This window comes from Candidatus Mycolicibacterium alkanivorans, from assembly GCF_022760805.1.
GTDB classification, from domain to species: Bacteria; Actinomycetota; Actinomycetes; order Mycobacteriales; family Mycobacteriaceae; genus Mycobacterium; species Mycobacterium alkanivorans.
On record NZ_JAIVFL010000001.1, the window covers coordinates 106,495 to 121,452 of the forward strand.

Annotated in this window: 15 protein-coding genes; 4 read left to right on the forward strand and 11 right to left on the reverse strand. The window is 69.3% G+C overall.

The annotated features are described in order from the left end of the window. The 4 genes from hutI to hutU are packed head-to-tail and all read right to left on the reverse strand — an operon-like array spanning position 1 to position 5,463. Positions 1 to 1,188, reverse strand: coding sequence for an imidazolonepropionase (gene hutI / locus K9U37_RS00590; RefSeq protein ID WP_243070056.1), 1,188 nt, complete (start codon positions 1,186 to 1,188; stop codon positions 1 to 3). Further along, positions 1,185 to 2,552 (reverse strand): formimidoylglutamate deiminase, encoded by a 1,368-nt coding sequence (locus K9U37_RS00595; protein WP_243070057.1) that lies wholly within the window; start codon positions 2,550 to 2,552, stop codon positions 1,185 to 1,187. The genes hutI and K9U37_RS00595 overlap by 4 nt, the downstream gene beginning before the upstream one ends. Then, positions 2,549 to 3,778 (reverse strand): allantoate amidohydrolase, encoded by a 1,230-nt coding sequence (locus tag K9U37_RS00600; RefSeq protein ID WP_243070058.1) that lies wholly within the window; start codon positions 3,776 to 3,778, stop codon positions 2,549 to 2,551. The genes K9U37_RS00595 and K9U37_RS00600 overlap by 4 nt, the downstream gene beginning before the upstream one ends. Next, positions 3,775 to 5,463, reverse strand: coding sequence for a urocanate hydratase (gene hutU, locus K9U37_RS00605; RefSeq protein WP_243070059.1), 1,689 nt, complete (start codon positions 5,461 to 5,463; stop codon positions 3,775 to 3,777). Before hutU ends, K9U37_RS00600 begins: the two co-directional genes overlap by 4 nt. Positions 5,464 to 5,574: 111 nt before the next feature. On the opposite strand from hutU, the gene K9U37_RS00610 reads away from it, so the two are divergent. Next, on the forward strand, positions 5,575 to 6,360 hold the full coding sequence (locus K9U37_RS00610; RefSeq protein ID WP_243070060.1) for an IclR family transcriptional regulator: 786 nt from the start codon (positions 5,575 to 5,577) through the stop codon (positions 6,358 to 6,360). Between the two features lie 48 nt (positions 6,361 to 6,408). On the opposite strand, the gene K9U37_RS00615 is transcribed toward K9U37_RS00610, so the two are convergent. From K9U37_RS00615 to K9U37_RS00625, 3 genes are all read right to left on the reverse strand, one after another. Then, complete coding sequence (locus K9U37_RS00615; protein ID WP_243070061.1) at positions 6,409 to 7,095, reverse strand: demethylmenaquinone methyltransferase; 687 nt, start codon at positions 7,093 to 7,095, stop codon at positions 6,409 to 6,411. Between the two features lie 44 nt (positions 7,096 to 7,139). Continuing rightward, the gene (locus K9U37_RS00620; RefSeq protein ID WP_243070062.1) at positions 7,140 to 7,304 is read right to left on the reverse strand and encodes a hypothetical protein; all 165 of its coding nucleotides are present in this window, start codon (positions 7,302 to 7,304) and stop codon (positions 7,140 to 7,142) included. A 194-nt stretch (positions 7,305 to 7,498) separates the two neighbouring features. Continuing rightward, entirely contained in the window at positions 7,499 to 8,638 is a 1,140-nt protein-coding gene (locus tag K9U37_RS00625; protein ID WP_243070063.1) for a glycosyltransferase family 4 protein, read from the reverse strand. Positions 8,639 to 8,725: 87 nt separating this feature from the next. Between K9U37_RS00625 and K9U37_RS00630 the strand changes: the two genes are divergently transcribed. Continuing rightward, positions 8,726 to 9,385, forward strand: a complete 660-nt coding sequence (locus K9U37_RS00630) for a DsbA family protein (RefSeq protein ID WP_243070064.1) — start codon at positions 8,726 to 8,728, stop codon at positions 9,383 to 9,385. Here the strand turns inward: K9U37_RS00630 and K9U37_RS00635 are convergent. From K9U37_RS00635 to K9U37_RS00650, 4 genes are all read right to left on the reverse strand, one after another. Beyond that, positions 9,346 to 9,870: a DUF3592 domain-containing protein gene (locus K9U37_RS00635; protein WP_243073159.1), complete on the reverse strand. Its 525-nt coding sequence runs from the start codon at positions 9,868 to 9,870 to the stop codon at positions 9,346 to 9,348. The genes K9U37_RS00630 and K9U37_RS00635 overlap by 40 nt on opposite strands. After that, positions 9,870 to 11,495 carry a 2-succinyl-5-enolpyruvyl-6-hydroxy-3-cyclohexene-1-carboxylic-acid synthase gene (menD, locus tag K9U37_RS00640; protein ID WP_243070065.1) on the reverse strand — a complete coding sequence of 542 codons (1,626 nt, stop codon included), beginning with the start codon at positions 11,493 to 11,495 and terminating at the stop codon, positions 9,870 to 9,872. Before menD ends, K9U37_RS00635 begins: the two co-directional genes overlap by 1 nt. 99 nt (positions 11,496 to 11,594) lie before the next feature. Then, positions 11,595 to 12,383 (reverse strand): alpha/beta fold hydrolase, encoded by a 789-nt coding sequence (locus K9U37_RS00645; protein ID WP_243070066.1) that lies wholly within the window; start codon positions 12,381 to 12,383, stop codon positions 11,595 to 11,597. Positions 12,384 to 12,456: 73 nt separating this feature from the next. Then, positions 12,457 to 13,422, reverse strand: coding sequence for an o-succinylbenzoate synthase (locus K9U37_RS00650; protein ID WP_243070067.1), 966 nt, complete (start codon positions 13,420 to 13,422; stop codon positions 12,457 to 12,459). A gap of 213 nt (positions 13,423 to 13,635) precedes the next feature. Between K9U37_RS00650 and K9U37_RS00655 the strand changes: the two genes are divergently transcribed. Together K9U37_RS00655 and K9U37_RS00660 are read left to right on the forward strand one after the other, a co-directional pair. Further along, positions 13,636 to 14,319: an HAD family hydrolase gene (locus K9U37_RS00655; RefSeq protein ID WP_243070068.1), complete on the forward strand. Its 684-nt coding sequence runs from the start codon at positions 13,636 to 13,638 to the stop codon at positions 14,317 to 14,319. A 151-nt stretch (positions 14,320 to 14,470) separates the two neighbouring features. Next, the gene (locus K9U37_RS00660; RefSeq protein ID WP_243070069.1) at positions 14,471 to 14,923 is read left to right on the forward strand and encodes a nitroreductase family deazaflavin-dependent oxidoreductase; all 453 of its coding nucleotides are present in this window, start codon (positions 14,471 to 14,473) and stop codon (positions 14,921 to 14,923) included. Positions 14,924 to 14,958: the final 35 nt, after the last annotated feature.

The window sequence follows — 14,958 nt, forward strand, 5'->3', positions numbered from 1 at the left end:
TTATGACTCCACTCGTCGAGACAACTCTTGCTGCCCACCCTTGACGACGTCGCGCACCAGCGGCACCCCGGGACGGTAGGCCAGATGGAGGTACGACGGCGCGTCGAGTCGCACGAAGTCGGCGCGCCGGCCCTCGGCGAGCACCCCGACGTCGGCGCGTCGCAGTGCGGCCGCTCCGCCGGCCGTCGCCGACCACAACGCCTGGGCGGGTGTGAAATTCATGTCCCGCACCGCGACCGCGATACAGAACGACATGCTGGTGGTGAACGAGCTGCCCGGGTTGCAGTCGGTAGCCAGCGCGACGGTGACCCCGGCGTCGAGAAATCGCTTCGCGTCCGGCCACTGCGCGCGGGTGGAGAACTCCGCCCCGGGCAGCAAGGTGGCAACCGTCGGTGAACCGGCGAGCGCCTCGACATCGGCGCCGGTGGCGTAGGTGCAGTGGTCGACCGACGCCGCCCCGAGGTCGACGCCGAGTTGGATACCGCCGCTGGGGCCGAGCTGACCGGCGTGCAGTCGCGGCACCAGACCGGCCGCCATCCCGGCGGTGAGGATGTGGCGGGCCTCGTCGACGTCGAAGGCACCGCGATCGCAGAACACGTCCACCCAGCTGGCCGCGGGCGCGCACGCGTCGAGCATGTCCCCAACCACAAGCTCGATGTAGCCGTCGCGGTCGTCGCGGAACTCCGCGGGCACCACGTGCGCGCCGAGGAACGTGGTCTCGTCGGTGACCGTGGCGGCGATCTGCAGGCAGCGGGCCTCGTCGACGACGGTTAGGCCGTAGCCGCTCTTGGTCTCGAACGTGGTCACGCCGGCGCGCAGCAGTTCTCCCGCCAACCGTTCCACGCCGGCCCGCAGCGCGGCGTCATCGGCCGCCCTGGTCGCCGCCACCGTCGACGAAATGCCGCCTGTGCCATAGGGTTCGCCGCTCATCCGCGCGGCGAACTCCGCGGAGCGTTCGCCGGCGAACACCAGATGGGCGTGGCTGTCGACGAATCCGGGGATGACGCTGGTGCCCACGCAGCTGACCCGGCTGTCGGCTGCCGGGGCGTCGACGCGGGTACCCACCCAGGCGATCCGGTCGCCGTCGACGACCAGTGCCGCGTCGGCGATGATGCCCAGCGGGCTGCCATCACCCTGGGTGGGGTCGTTGGTGACCAGCTCGCCGATGTTGGTGTACAGGGTGGTCATCGCAGCGCACTCGCGCTTTCGGTGTCCATCAGTTCACCGATGGCGGAGGCCAATTCGGCCACGACGTCCTCGACGACGAGGTGCCTGCGGTTGGCGACGACGGCCCGCCCGTCGACCACCACATCGGTGACGTCGCCCGCGCTCGCGGCGAAGACGACGTTCTCCACCGTAGCTCCCGCGCCGGCGGTCCGCACCGAGTTGAGCTCCACCGCAACGAAATCGGCGCGTGAGCCGACGCTGAGCGCACCGGCGTCGGACCAGCCGAGCGCGTGCTGGCCGTCTCTGGTTGCCGCCTGCAGCAGTCGGTCGGCGGAGATCGTGCCGCGCCGCCCGCTGGCCAGCCGTTCGTCGAGTTCGACCGCGCGGGCTTCCTCGAACGGATCGATCACCGCATGGCTGTCGGAGCCGAGGCTGAACAGGCCGCTGCCGGCCAGCAGCGCTGCGGCCGGGCCGATCCCGTCGCCGAGGTCACGTTCGGTGGTCGGGCAGAAGCACACCCCGGTCGACGTGTCGGCGAGGTCGGCGATGTCGGCGGGGGTCAGATGGGTGCTGTGCACTGCGGTGGTCCGCGGGCCGAGTGCGCCGACGTCGCGCAGCACGGCGGTGGGAGTTCGGCCGTACGCCGCCAGGCACTGCTCGACCTCGGCGGGCTGCTCCGAGGAGTGCACATGCAGCGGAACGCCCTGTGCGGCAGACCAGTCCACGACTGGGGGTATCTGCTCGAGCGGGACGCCACGGACCGAGTGCAGGGCGGCGCCGATCAACACCCCGGGGCGGCCGCTCAGTTGCGCGTGCAGCTCCTCGACGCGTTGCGCCCACCGCTCACCGGTGCCGTCGCCGAACCGCTGCTGGGGGCCGTCGGCCAGGGGTGTGCCGTCGGGCGCGGCACTCAGATAGCAGGTGTCGAGCAGCGTCATCCGGATGCCGGCCTCACCGGCGGCGTCAATCAGACTGTGGCCCATGGCATTCGGCTCGGAGTACCGCGCGCCGCCGGCGTCGTGGTGCAGGTAGTGGAATTCGCCGACCGCAGTGATCCCGGCCAGCGCCATCTCCGCGTACACCGCCCGGGCCAGCCGACGGTAGCGGTCCGGGTTCAGCCGATCCGCGGCCCGATACATCAGATCCCGCCAGGTCCAGAACGATCCGCGGTCGCGTTGGGTGCGCGCGCGGAGCGCCCGGTGAAAGGCGTGCGAGTGGGCGTTGGCCAGGCCGGGCAGCACCAGCCCGCCGAGCCGATGCGACGACGGCAGCGGGTCGGCGCCGGTCTCGATCGCGGTGATGTGGGCGCGGGCGACGGAGATCAGCACCCGATCCGCGACGCTGTCGCCGAGCCAGGCGTGTTCACACCACCAGCTGGACGTCATCGCGATGCCACCCAGTCGGCCATCACGTCGGCCAGCGCCTGCGCACCGCGGTTACAGTCGACGCTCTCAGCGAACTCCGTCGGCGAGTGCGACACACCGGTGGGGTTGCGCACGAACAGCATTGCCGTGGGAACCAGCGCCGAAAGAATGCCGGCGTCGTGCCCGGCCTGCGTCGGCAGCACCGGGATGTCGCCAAGATGCGCCAGTGCCCGCTGCAGCCGTTCCCGCGGAGCCGCCGGGAAGTGCACGACGGGAGTGATCGACTCGGCGCTCACTTCGAGGTCGATGCCGTCGGCCACGGCGTGACCGCCGGCCTCGGCGCTGATCCGGTCCACCAGCGCCGTCAGCGTCGTCTCGTCGGCGGCACGGGCGTCGAGCCAGGCCCTGATCGCCGACGGAATCGCGTTGGCGCCGTTGGGCGTAACGAGTACCTTGCCGAACGTGGCGACCGCATCGTGGGCGGCCGCACACGACCGGGCCGACAGCACCGAGGAGGCGTAGGCCAGCATCGGGTCGCGCCGGTCAGCAAGTCGGGTGGTGCCCGCGTGGTTGGCCTGGCCGCGGAAGACGAACTCCCATCGCCCGTGCGGCCAGATCGCCGAGGCGACCGCGATCGGCCGGTCGAGGAGATCCAGCGCCCGGCCCTGCTCGACGTGCAGCTCGACGAAAACGCCCACGCGGTCAGCCAATTGCGGATCGTGGCCGAGCCGATCCGGACAGCGACCCGCCTTGGTCATCGCCTCGGCGAGGGTGATGCCGTCGATGTCACGCAGCCCGCGGGCGCGGTCGGCGCTCAACGCGCCGCTGGACAGCTGCGACCCCACGCAGGCCACGCCGAACCGGGCGCCTTCCTCGTCGGAGAACGCGACCACGGCGACCGGAACCGCCGGGACCACCCCACGGGCCCGGACGATGTCGACCGCCGCGAACGCGGACACCACACCGAGCGGCCCGTCGAACGCGCCGCCGTCGGGCACCGAGTCCAGATGCGAGCCGGTGACGAAGGCATCCGACGGGTCGCCGTCCCAGCCGGGCGGCATCCACCACGCCCAGAGGTTGCCGTTACGGTCCTCCTCGACGTCCATGCCGCGCTCGGCGGCGCAGCCGGTGAACCACTCCCGCAGCATCAGGTCCGCATCCGACCAGGCGTAGCGGCGGTATCCGCCGCTACCCGCGTCGCGTCCGACGTCGAGGATCGCCGGCCACAGGGTGTCGAATTCGGTCATCGGTTCTCCTGCATCGGGATTCGCACGCCACGCTCGGCAGCGACCGCGGCGGCGTGCTCGTAGCCGGCGTCGACGTGGCGGATCACGCCCATGCCGGGGTCGTTGGTCAGCACGCGGGCCAGCTTCTCCGCCGCCAGCGCGGTGCCATCGGCGACGCTGACCTGCCCGGCGTGGATGGATCGGCCCATGCCGACACCGCCACCGTGGTGGATCGACACCCAGGTCGCGCCCGAGGAAGTGTTCACCAGAGCGTTCAGCAGCGGCCAGTCGGCAATGGCGTCGGACCCGTCGAGCATCGCCTCGGTCTCGCGGTAGGGCGAGGCCACCGAGCCGGAGTCGAGGTGATCGCGGCCGATGACGATCGGTGCGGACAGTTCGCCGGAGGCCACCATCTCGTTGAACTTCAGTCCGGCCTTGTCGCGCTCGCCGTAGCCCAGCCAGCAGATCCGGGCCGGAAGTCCTTGGTAGGCAACCTTTTTACCGGCCATCGTGATCCAGCGCTTGAGGTGCTCGTTGTCGGGGAACAGCTCAACGATCGCCCGGTCGGTGGCCTCGATGTCCTTGGGGTCACCGGACAGCGCCGCCCAGCGGAACGGGCCCAGCCCCTCTTCGAACTGCGGGCGGATGTAGGCCGGGACGAATCCCGGGAAGTCGAAGGCGCGGTCATAGCCCGCCTTACGGGCCTCGTCGCGGATGGAGTTGCCGTAGTCGAACACCTCGGCGCCGTTGTCCATGAAGCCGACCATCGCCTCGACGTGGCGGGCCATCGACGCCTGGGCCTGTTCGGTGAAGTAGACCGGGTCCTTCTCGGCCATCGACTTCATGTCCTCGAACTCGATGCCGATCGGCAGGTAGGACAACGGATCGTGCGCGGAGGTCTGGTCGGTGACGATGTCGATCGGGGCGTTGCGGGCCAGCAGTTCGGGAACCACCTCGGCGGCGTTGCCGAGCAGACCGATCGACAGCGGACGCCTGGCGTCGCGGGCCTCCACCGCCAGCCGCAGTGCATCGTCGATGTCGGTGGCCTTGACGTCGAGGTACTGGTGGTCGATGCGGCGGTCGATGCGGGTGACGTCGCAATCCACACAGATAGCGACACCGTCGTTCATGGTGACGGCCAGCGGCTGTGCACCGCCCATGCCGCCGAGCCCGGCGGTCAGCGTGATGGTGCCTGCCAGCGTGCCGTTACTGTGCTCATAGCGGCCAGAGGCCGCGAACTTCTTGGCGATCGCGCCGAAGGTCTCATAGGTGCCCTGCAGGATGCCCTGGGTGCCGATGTAGATCCACGAGCCGGCCGTCATCTGGCCGTACATCGTCAGCCCGGCGGCTTCGAGCTTGCGGAACTGCTCCCAATTCGCCCAGTCCCCAACAAGATTGGAGTTCGCGATCAACACCCGCGGTGCCCAGACGTGGGTGCGGAACACCCCGACCGGCTTGCCGGACTGCACCAGTAAGGTCTCGTCGTCCTCGAGCGTGCGCAGCGTCGCCACGATGGCATCGAACGCCTCCCAGCTGCGGGCGGCGCGACCGGTGCCGCCGTAGACCACCAGGTCCTGGGGATGTTCGGCCACCTCGGGATCGAGGTTGTTCATCAGCATCCGCAGCGCGGCCTCCTGCGGCCAGCCCTTGCAGGACAGTTCGGTGCCGCGCGGCGCCCTGACGGTACGGGCGGTGGAGGTGGTCATGGGTTCCCTTTTCCTGCGACGAGCGGTATCGGTTCAAGAAGACCCCACCGGCACCGCTTGTGGTAGCCGGAATCGGCGACTACTGTCTGGTATCCGAGACTTGGAGTCGGCATGTCCAGCACATCACCTGCGGTCGGGCGAGCCCTCGACGTTCTGCTGTACCTGGCGTCACGGCCAGGGCCGGTGCACGGCTCCGCACTGATCCGCGATCTCGGGGTGCCCCGGTCGTCGGCGTATCACCTGCTCAACGTCCTGGTCGAGCGCGGGTTCGTCGTGCATCTGCCCGACCAACGCGCGTACGCGTTGGGGGTGTCGGCCTTCGAGGTCGGTTCGGCCTACCTGCGCCACGAGCCGCTCGAGCACATCGCCAGACCCATCCTCACGAAGCTGGTCGCATCCGCGAACGAGACCGCGCATCTGGGGATTCTGTACGGCGCCGAGAGCGTGTACCTGCTCAAGGAGCAGCCCCAGGTCGTCCGGGTTCCGGTCACGCTGGTGACCGACGTCGGCGTGCGGCTGCCCGCCCACCTGACCGCGAACGGCCGCTCGATCCTGGCGCACTTGTCGGCTGCTCAGATCAGGGCGCTGTTTCCGTCGCCGGCGTCGTTCATCAGCAGGACGGGTCGCGGGCCCGGCTCGCTCACCGAACTGCGCCGCCTGCTCCGGGACGAACGCGCCCAGGGCTGGGCGGAGGAAGTCGGCCTGATCACCGACGGGCTGCAATCGGTGGCGGCATGCGCCTTCGACCACGCGGGCAGGCCGTGCGCGGCCTTCAGCGTGACCCGCCGCCAGCACCGTTCCACCACGCCGGTGCCGGCCCTGGTGCGAAGTGTCCGCACCGCCGCGCAGCAGTTGACCCGGGCGTTGTCCGGCCACGCCCCGACCGGTTGGTTCTAGCGATTTCGGCGCGCTTTTCGTCGCTAGGCGTTGATTAGCGCGCCGAAATCACGACTTGGTGGCGGCGTGCAGGGCGACGATGCCGCCGGTGAGGTTGCGCCAGCGCACGTCCGACCAGCCGGCTGCCTCGATGCGGCGGGCCAGATCGGCCTGCTCGGGCCACGCGCGGATGGACTCCGCGAGATAGACGTAGGCCTCCGGGTTGCTCGACACCGCCTGCGCCACCCGCGGCAGCGCCCGCATCAGGTACTCCTTGTAGACGACGGAGAACACCGGCACCACGGGCGTGGAGAACTCGCACACCACCAGCCGCCCGCCCGGCTTGGTGACCCGCGCCATCTCGTGCAGACCCGCGGAGTGGTCGACGACATTGCGCAGACCGAAGCTGATCATCACCGCGTCGAAGACCTCGTCGGCGAACGGCAGCTTGGTGGCGTCGGCGGCGACCTTGGGCACCGGCCGCGTGAGCCCGGCGTGCAGCATGCCCACCGAGAAGTCCGCGGCCACACACCACGCCCCGGACTTGGCCAGCTCGACCGTCGATACCGCCGTCCCGGCGGCCAGGTCGAGCACGGTGTCACCGGGCCCGATGTTCAGCGCCGCGCGGGTGGCCCGCCGCCAAGCGCGGTCCTGCCCCAGCGAGAGCACAGTGTTGGTGATGTCGTAGCGGCGCGCCACGGCGTCGAACATCGACGCCACGTCACGGGGGTCCTTGTCCAGCGTCGCGCGGCTCACGGACCCGACGCTACCCGAGCGGGAATGGGCAGCCCGCCGACGCGTTACATGGCCTTCGCGTCGACCTGAACTAATTGACGCGCACGCCCGGCCATGCGTTCACTGAGGTGGATCAACCGATCCTCATGCCCAGCGGGCATCGTGTAAGCCAACTTTCGCAGCTCGACGGCAAATGATTGCAGTTCCTGGCGAAACGTCGAATCACTCATCAGACGTTCTCCCTCGTCCTGGAGTGGGATGTGAATATCGCGCGGTTGGCTCCCGCGTACTTTCCCCGACCGCTTCAGTGTGCCCTCAATCATCCTGAAAGGAAAGCCTTCTCAGAAAGAATTCAGTTCTCCGGCAAAAGCCGTTGGACGACTCGCCGATAGCGCTTCGGCGGCCGGCGGAGGGCCGGTGACGGTCAGGCCGCGCGGGTCCGCCAACGGCGCCGGCCCCCGGCCTGCACTGCCTCGTAATGGCCGAGCAGCTGATCGCAGATCGCCGGCCAGGTCCGGGCCAGCACGCTGCGCCGGGCCGCCAGCGAGTAGCGGCCCCGCTCGTCGAGCAGGTGCTCGACGGACTGAACCAACCGCTTCTCGAACTCCGGCACCGCCAGCAGCAATCCCGTGCGGTAGGGCGCCACGAGGTCGCGCGGCCCACCGGCATCCGGGGCCACGACCGGCAGACCGGAGGCCATCGCCTCTTGCACGGCCTGGCAGAACGTCTCGTGCTCGCCGGGATGCACGAACACGTCCATGCTGGCGTAGGCCGCCGCCAGCTGCTCGCCGTAAAGCGCGCCGGTGAACACCGCCCGCGGCAACAGCGCCTGCAGCTTGGCACGGTCCCCACCGTCGCCGACGATCACCAGCTGCAGATCGTCGCGGCCCGCCAGCACCGCCAGCCGCTCGACGTGCTTCTCCGGTGCCAACCGCCCCACGAACCCCACGATCGGCTTGCCGTCCGGTGACCACCTCCGGCGCAACTCGCCGTCACGGTTCGACGGAGCGAACCCCGTGACGTCGACCCCTCGACCCCAGTGGTGGACACGCGGAATATGATGTGCGGCAAGGTCTTCCATCGCCGCGGTGGACGGCGCCAGCGTGCGGTCGGCCCGCGAATGCAGATGACGCGTCCACGCCCACGCCGCTCCGGACGCGACCCCGACGCCGTAACTCTCGGTGAACCCGGCCACATCGGTCTGGAAAACCGCGACCGTCGGCACCCCAAGATAGCGCGCGGCGCGCAGCCCGCCGTAGCCCAGCAGCGCGGGCGAGGCCAGGTGCACGACGTGCGGATCGAACCCGCGCAGCACACCCACCATCCGCGGCCGCGGCACACCGAGCGGCAACGACGTCACCATCGGGAACATCCTGGCCGGAACCCGGTGGACGCGGATACCGTCGTACACTCGGTCGGCGGGCTCTTCACCGCGCAGGTTGTCCGGGGCGATGACGAGTGCTTCGTGACCGGTGCGACGCAGGTGCTCAAGCACCCGAAGCACCGAGTTGGTGACTCCGTTGACGTTGGGCAGGAATGATTCGGCGACAATCGCAACGCGCACGCCCCGAGCGTGTCAGCGGCGCCTGTCAGCGAGGTTGCGTCCAGGAATACAGGACACGAAGAACTGGTGGAACGGTACCGTGCGACCATGCGGTACTTGTCCGTGCTCATTCTCACATTACTGGTCGTCACCGGCTGCGGCAGGGTGGTCGCCGGTGCGGCACAGGTTGATCCGCGCGGCCCGGCCACCCAGCTCAGCACGGACGGGTTCGGCATCATCGCCGGTGACCCCAAAGCACCGATACAGATCGAGCTGTACACCGAGCCGCAGTGCACTCACTGCGCCGATCTGCAGAAGGATTTCGGCCGACAGATGGCCAGCTACATGAATCTCGGCCAGCTGGCGGTGACCTATCGTCCGGTGACATTTCTGGACTCCAAGCCGGGCGGTTACTCCGATCGCGTCGCCAACGCGTTGTTCCTCGCCGCCGGGCCGAAGACATCGGCCAAGGCGTTCCAGGAGTTCGTCGAAGACCTGTGGAGCCGTCAGGATCCGGGCGGTAAGGGCCCGAGCAACGACGAGATGGCAACGATGGCCCACGACAGCGGAGTTGACGCCGCAGCCGTCGATGCGATCACGTCCGGCAAGAACGCGCTCGACCTCAAAGAGATGGCCGCCACCAACTTCGAGTACCTCTACGAGATCGACCCGATCAACACCGGAACACCGGCGATCTACGACCTCAAGAGGGACAAGACGCTCGACATCTACGACAACAACTGGCTGTCCAAGCTGATGTCGTCCTGAGCGTTGACGCGTCGCTCCACAACCGCCAGCCCGGCCAGCAACACCCCACCGATGAGCCACGCCACCACCGCCACCGACGTAGCCGGGACGATCGCCAACGACGCGTTACGGTGTTGCACCCGAACAAGATCCGGGTTGTTCTGGTCGTACTCGACGTAGATCCGCATCCCCTCGGCCAGCTCCGACGGGTAGAGCACACCGAGTTCGGGACGGTAGGTCACCCGGTCGGGCGTGACGAACTCGATCGTCGAGCGCCGAGGCCCGGCCGAAAGGACCTCAGCCTGTGCGACACCCATGTTCCGCTCGATCTGCCGGTCGTTGCGCCACGCCCCGGCGACCAGCAGGATCGACTGCAGGGTGGCCAGTCCGAGGATGATCCACACCGCACATTTGCTCCAGCGCAACGCTTTTCGCCGCGGCGTATCGGGAAGGTCGGGTTTGCGACGGGGCAGCGCGGGTTCCAGCAGGGCTCGTAGCCTGCCGATCACAGCGCCGCCTTGATCGCGGCGTGCAGCTGCCGCAGCGAGGACCGGTCGGCCTTGACCTCCAACACCCGCATGCCCTGGTGCGGTTCGTCGAGGGCGGCGCCGAGCTGGTCGGCCTCGATCTGGCGGGACTCGACGTGATAGGCCCGGCACAGCGCGCCGACGTCGACGTCGTGCGGGGTGCCGAAGATGCGCGAGGACACATCGGAGAAGCGCGGGTCGCCCTGCTCGAGCAGTTCGAAGATGCCGCCGCCGTTGTCGTTGGACACCACGATGGTCAGGTCCTTCGGCGTCGGCTCGGTGGGCCCGATCAGCAGGCCCGAGCTGTCGTGGACGAACGTCAGGTCGCCGATCAGCCCGATGGTCCGGCCCTCATGTGCCAACGCAGCGCCGATGATCGTCGACACCGTCCCGTCGATCCCGGCCACGCCGCGGTTGGAACGCACCTTCAAGCCCTCGGTGTTCAGCCCGACCAGGGCGGCGTCGCGCACCGGGTTGGACGCGCCGAGCACCAGCTGATCCCCCGGGCGCACCGCGTCGGCCACCGCGGCGGCCACGTGCAGGCCGGTGGTCAGCGGATGGGCGGCCAGTTGCTCGCGGACCGCGGCGACGGCGTGCCGGTTGGCTTCGGCGCAACCGCGCAGCCACGCGGGGTCCGGGGCGCCGACGGTGTCGGCGCGGGTGCCGGTGGCCTGCGAGTTGCCCGACACATCCGGCCAGCGCGGCCCGGTGGTCAGCGCGAACACCGGCACCGACGGGTCGGCCAGCAGCGCGGACACCGGGCGGTGCAGGGTCGGGCGGCCCAGCATGATGACCTGCTCGGGCTTGAGCAGGGGCAGCGCCAGCGGGTGCAGCGAGTTGGGCGCGTGCGGGGCGGTGGGCTCGGCGACGGTCGGCAGCCCGGCGAGGTTCGGGTGTACGCCCGCGCCGTGGCCGGCGATCACGACGGTGTCCGGGGTGAGGTCGATCTGCAGCGGCTGATCGAAGTTCACCGGCGGGGTGTAGGTCCACGGCTTGCCGTCGGGCCGGCCGGGTGGGTTGTCGCCGAAAGCCGCATCCGCGTCGGGAACCAGCGGCTCGCGCAGCGGGATGTCGAAGTGCACCGGCCCGGCGTTGGCGGTGCGCGCGCCGGTGGCGGCGGCGATGACCCGGGAGGTGGCCGAGCGCCACTGCGCGTTGAGGGAGTCGAGCCTTTCCGGCGCCTCTTCGGCCAGACCCAGGCTGATCGCGGCGCGGACCTGGGTACCGAAGTAGCCGAGCTGCTCGAAGGTTTGGTTGGCGCCGGTGCCGAGCAGTTCGTAGGGCCGGTTGGCGCTCAGCAGGATCAACGGGACGCGGGCGTAGTTGGCCTCGACGACGGCCGGGCCCATGTTCGCCACCGCGGTGCCCGACGTCATCGCCACGCACACCGGTGCGCGCTCGGCCAGGGCGAGGCCGATGGCCAGGTAGCCGGCGGTGCGCTCGTCGATGCGGACGTGCAGGCGCAAGCGTCCGGCGCGGTCGGCGTCGGCCAGCGCAAAGGCCAGCGGGGCGTTACGTGACCCCGGGCACAGCACGACGTCGCGGACGCCGCCGCGAATCAGTTCGTCGACGACGACCCGGGCCTGAGCCGTCGATGGGTTCACAACGACAGCGTGTCATACCCGCATTTGTGCGCCCAAACCCACAACCAGGGCGCGAAAGGACGAGCAGATCGCGGCAAAACGTCGAGTTCGAGGCCGAATTCAGACCAGCGTGCCGGCGAAAAACTGCAGGATCGCGTTGTTCACGGTGTCCGGGCGTTCCAGGAAGCCCAGGTGCCCGGTGTGCCCGATCTGGATGTAGCGGCCCTTAGGCAGCGCCTCGGCGACCTCACGGCCCAGCGCAGCGGGGGTGATGACGTCGTCGGCGAACCCGATTACCAGCACCGGCGTGGTGATCGACCGGTAGGCCGGCAGCCGGTTCTCGTGCGGCACCACCGTCAGCTGCGCACGCCAGCCGGGCGTGCGCTTGAGCGGAAACGCGCTGAACATCTCGAACCAGTCGCCGATGGCCTTCTCATCATTGATGGTCTTTGGCGAAAAGTTCTCCAGCACACGGACTTTGGCGGCATATGCCGGTGGCAGCTCGATACCCGAGTCGACCAGCGCGGCTTCGGCCTTGCGGAAGGATTGCCGCGTGGTGTCGACGCGCCCGCGGGTGCCCATCAGCACCGCTTGGCTGACCAATTCCGGACGGGCCAGCATCAACTCCTGGGCGATGAAGCCCCCCATCGACATCGCCACCAAGCGGGTGGGGCCGCCGATGATTTCCTCGATGATCGCCGCGGTGTCGGCGACCATCTGCTCGGTGGAAAAGTCGCCCGCATTCTCGGTGGTACCGATTCCGCGGTTGTCGAAGGTGATGCAGCGATAGCCGGCCGCGGTGAACGCCGGCACCTGATAGATGTGCCAGGTGCGGCCCGCGCCGCCGGTTCCGGCGATGAACAGCACCGGCTCCCCGGAGCCGGTGTCGTCGTAGGCCAGGTTGATCACCTGGCAGAGGCTACAGACGAAATGTCCGATCTGGGACAGCTTCGACGACCGTCGAAAGGGTTGGTTCGGTCCGCTAGCCGGCGGACGCCAACGCGGCGTAGCAGGACCGCACCCGGGCGATCCACCAGTCGCGGCGGTCGGCGGGGGCGGCAAGCGCAGCGAGCCGGGCCGGGTCGGGGCTGACGTCGACGACCGGAAGTGCACCGTCGACGGGTGCGATAGTGGCGACGTCCTCGACGAACAGCCCGCCGGTGCCCAGGCCGCACGCATACTCGAGGCGCGGCAGCGCGGCGGCGGCCGACAATCCGGCCGCGATACCGACCGCGGAGTCCAGTGCCGAGGAGATCACCACCGGGATGTCGATCTGGGCGGCGATCGTCAACAAGGCCGAAATCCCGCCCAGCGGAGCCACTTTGAGCACCGCGATGTCGGCGGCATGCGCCCGCACCACGGCCAGCGGATCGGAGGCCTTGCGAATGCTCTCGTCGGCCGCGACCGCGACGTCCACCCACTGGCGCACCTCCGCCAGTTCCGGCACGGTGCGGCACGGTTGCTCGATGTACTCCAGCGGGCCGTCGGCGGTCAGCGCCCGCGCTGCCGCGACCGCCTCCGGCACCGTCCACCCGCCGTTGGCGTCCACCCGCACGGTCGGAATAAGCGCCCGCACCGCATTGACTCGCGCGACGTCGTCGGCCAGCGTCTGCCCCGGCTCGGCGACCTTCACCTTCGCAGTGCGCGCGCCGGGGAACCGGGCCAGCACGTCCACCACCTGCTCGGACGGCACCGCGGGCACCGTCGCGTTGATCGGGATGACATTGCGCAGACCGTAAGCCATTGCGCTGTAAGCGGATTCGATTCCCGACGCCAGCCAGTGCGCGGCCTCGGGCGGCTCGTACTCGAGGAATGCACCGAACTCGCCCCAGCCCGACGGCCCGTCGATCAGCGCGACTTCGCGAACCGTGATGCCGCGGAAGCGCACGCGCATGGGAAGCGCGACGACGTGCAGGCGCTCCAGCAGGTCATCCAGCGCCGGCAGCATCAGATCTCGCGGTCGGCCGGTCGTCGAGTAAGCGCGGTTCGGGAGGTGCCTGCACACCGGACAGGGTGCCACGCGGATGAAAAGCAGGGTTGCGGCTTGTCGATTTCGATGCGGCCGGCGCTCGCTCATCCCAGAGATCACGACGCATCACCTGCAGGTGACGTACATCACATCCATGCGGCATCGCCCCTTCGGGGGGTGCGACGATGGGGCATGCCCGTTCGCGCGGTTCTCTTCGATTTCTCCGGCACGCTGTTTCGTCTCGAGGAGGACGACAGCTGGTTCGCCGGGATGGAACTGATCGACGACCCGTTGTCTCCGGCCGGCCGCCGCGCCGTCGACGAACACGTGCAGGCCGAGCTGATGGAGCGGCTCACCCACCCCACCGGTCGCTCCGTCGAGATGACCGAGGAGGCCTGTCGAGCCTGGCTCAACCGCGACCTCGCGCCGTCCCTGCACCGCGAGGCCTACCTGCATGCGCTGCGCGAGTCCGGGCTACCCGACCACCATGCGCGGTCGCTGTACGACAGGGCGGTCGACCCAGGCTCGTGGACGCCCTACCCCGACACCGTCGAGGTGCTGCGCTCGCTGCGCGAGCAGTCGGTCAAGACCGCCGTCGTCTCCAATATCGCCTTCGACATCCGTCCGGCGTTCGCCGCCGCCGCAGCCAGGGTCGACGAGTTCGTGCTGTCCTTCGAAGTCGGCGCGGTCAAACCCGACCCGCGGATCTTCCGCGTCGCACTGGACCGGCTGGGCATCGCGGCCGAGGAGGCGGTGATGGTGGGTGACAGCGAGGAGAACGACGGCGCGGCCCGCGAGGTCGGATGCGGTTTCCGTCTGGTCGATCCGTTGCCCACCGACCAGCGGCCGACGGGGCTCCTCGACGCGCTGCGTTGACAGGGGCGCTGCCCGGCTATGAGCGACTTCCGTGGTGGTGGCGGTGAGCTGTCGGGGCGCGTGCGACGGTGCCGGTCATCGACGATCGATACGTGTTGGGCTGGGAGATGAGGGGGACCGCGTTCGCCGAGGCGGAGTAGCGTTTGACCACATGGCCGACTCTGAACGCATCACCCCGCCGTGGTGGCTGAAGCCGATGAACAAGGTGTTCATGACCGTCATGCGACTGGGCATCGTCAAGGACGGACCGATGGTGCTGACGGTGCCGGGCCGCAAGTCCGGCGAGCCCCGGTCCACTCCGATCACCCCGTTCACCGTCGACGGCAAGCGCTATGTCGTCGGCGGATTCCCCGGCGCGGACTGGGTGCGCAACGCCCGCGCCGCCGACGTCGCGACGCTGACCCAGGGCAAACGCACCGAACGCGTGCGCATGGTCGAGCTGCCGCCCGACGAGGCCCGTCCACTGTTGCGGGCCTTCCCGACCCTGGTGCCCACCGGGGTCAGCTTCATGAAGAACGCCGGTCTGGTCACCGTGGGCAGGCCCGACGAATTCGAGGCGCTGGCCGGGCGGTGCGCCGTGTTCCGATGCGACCCCGCTTCGTGATGACCATCAGCTGCGACGAGCAGGCCTTGGCCCTG

Coding starts and splice junctions, on each gene's coding strand:
- K9U37_RS00600 (WP_243070058.1), bottom strand. CDS start 3,778: ATGACCGAATTCGACACCCTGTGGCCGGCGATCCTCGACGTCGGACGC.
- K9U37_RS00650 (WP_243070067.1), bottom strand. CDS start 13,422: ATGCTGCCGGCGCTGGATGACCTGCTGGAGCGCCTGCACGTCGTCGCG.
- hutU (WP_243070059.1), bottom strand. CDS start 5,463: ATGACCACCTCCACCGCCCGTACCGTCAGGGCGCCGCGCGGCACCGAA.
- K9U37_RS00595 (WP_243070057.1), bottom strand. CDS start 2,552: ATGACGTCCAGCTGGTGGTGTGAACACGCCTGGCTCGGCGACAGCGTC.
- K9U37_RS00660 (WP_243070069.1), top strand. CDS start 14,471: ATGGCCGACTCTGAACGCATCACCCCGCCGTGGTGGCTGAAGCCGATG.
- K9U37_RS00655 (WP_243070068.1), top strand. CDS start 13,636: ATGCCCGTTCGCGCGGTTCTCTTCGATTTCTCCGGCACGCTGTTTCGT.
- hutI (WP_243070056.1), bottom strand. CDS start 1,188: ATGACCACCCTGTACACCAACATCGGCGAGCTGGTCACCAACGACCCC.
- K9U37_RS00610 (WP_243070060.1), top strand. CDS start 5,575: ATGTCCAGCACATCACCTGCGGTCGGGCGAGCCCTCGACGTTCTGCTG.
- K9U37_RS00630 (WP_243070064.1), top strand. CDS start 8,726: ATGCGGTACTTGTCCGTGCTCATTCTCACATTACTGGTCGTCACCGGC.
- K9U37_RS00620 (WP_243070062.1), bottom strand. CDS start 7,304: ATGAGTGATTCGACGTTTCGCCAGGAACTGCAATCATTTGCCGTCGAG.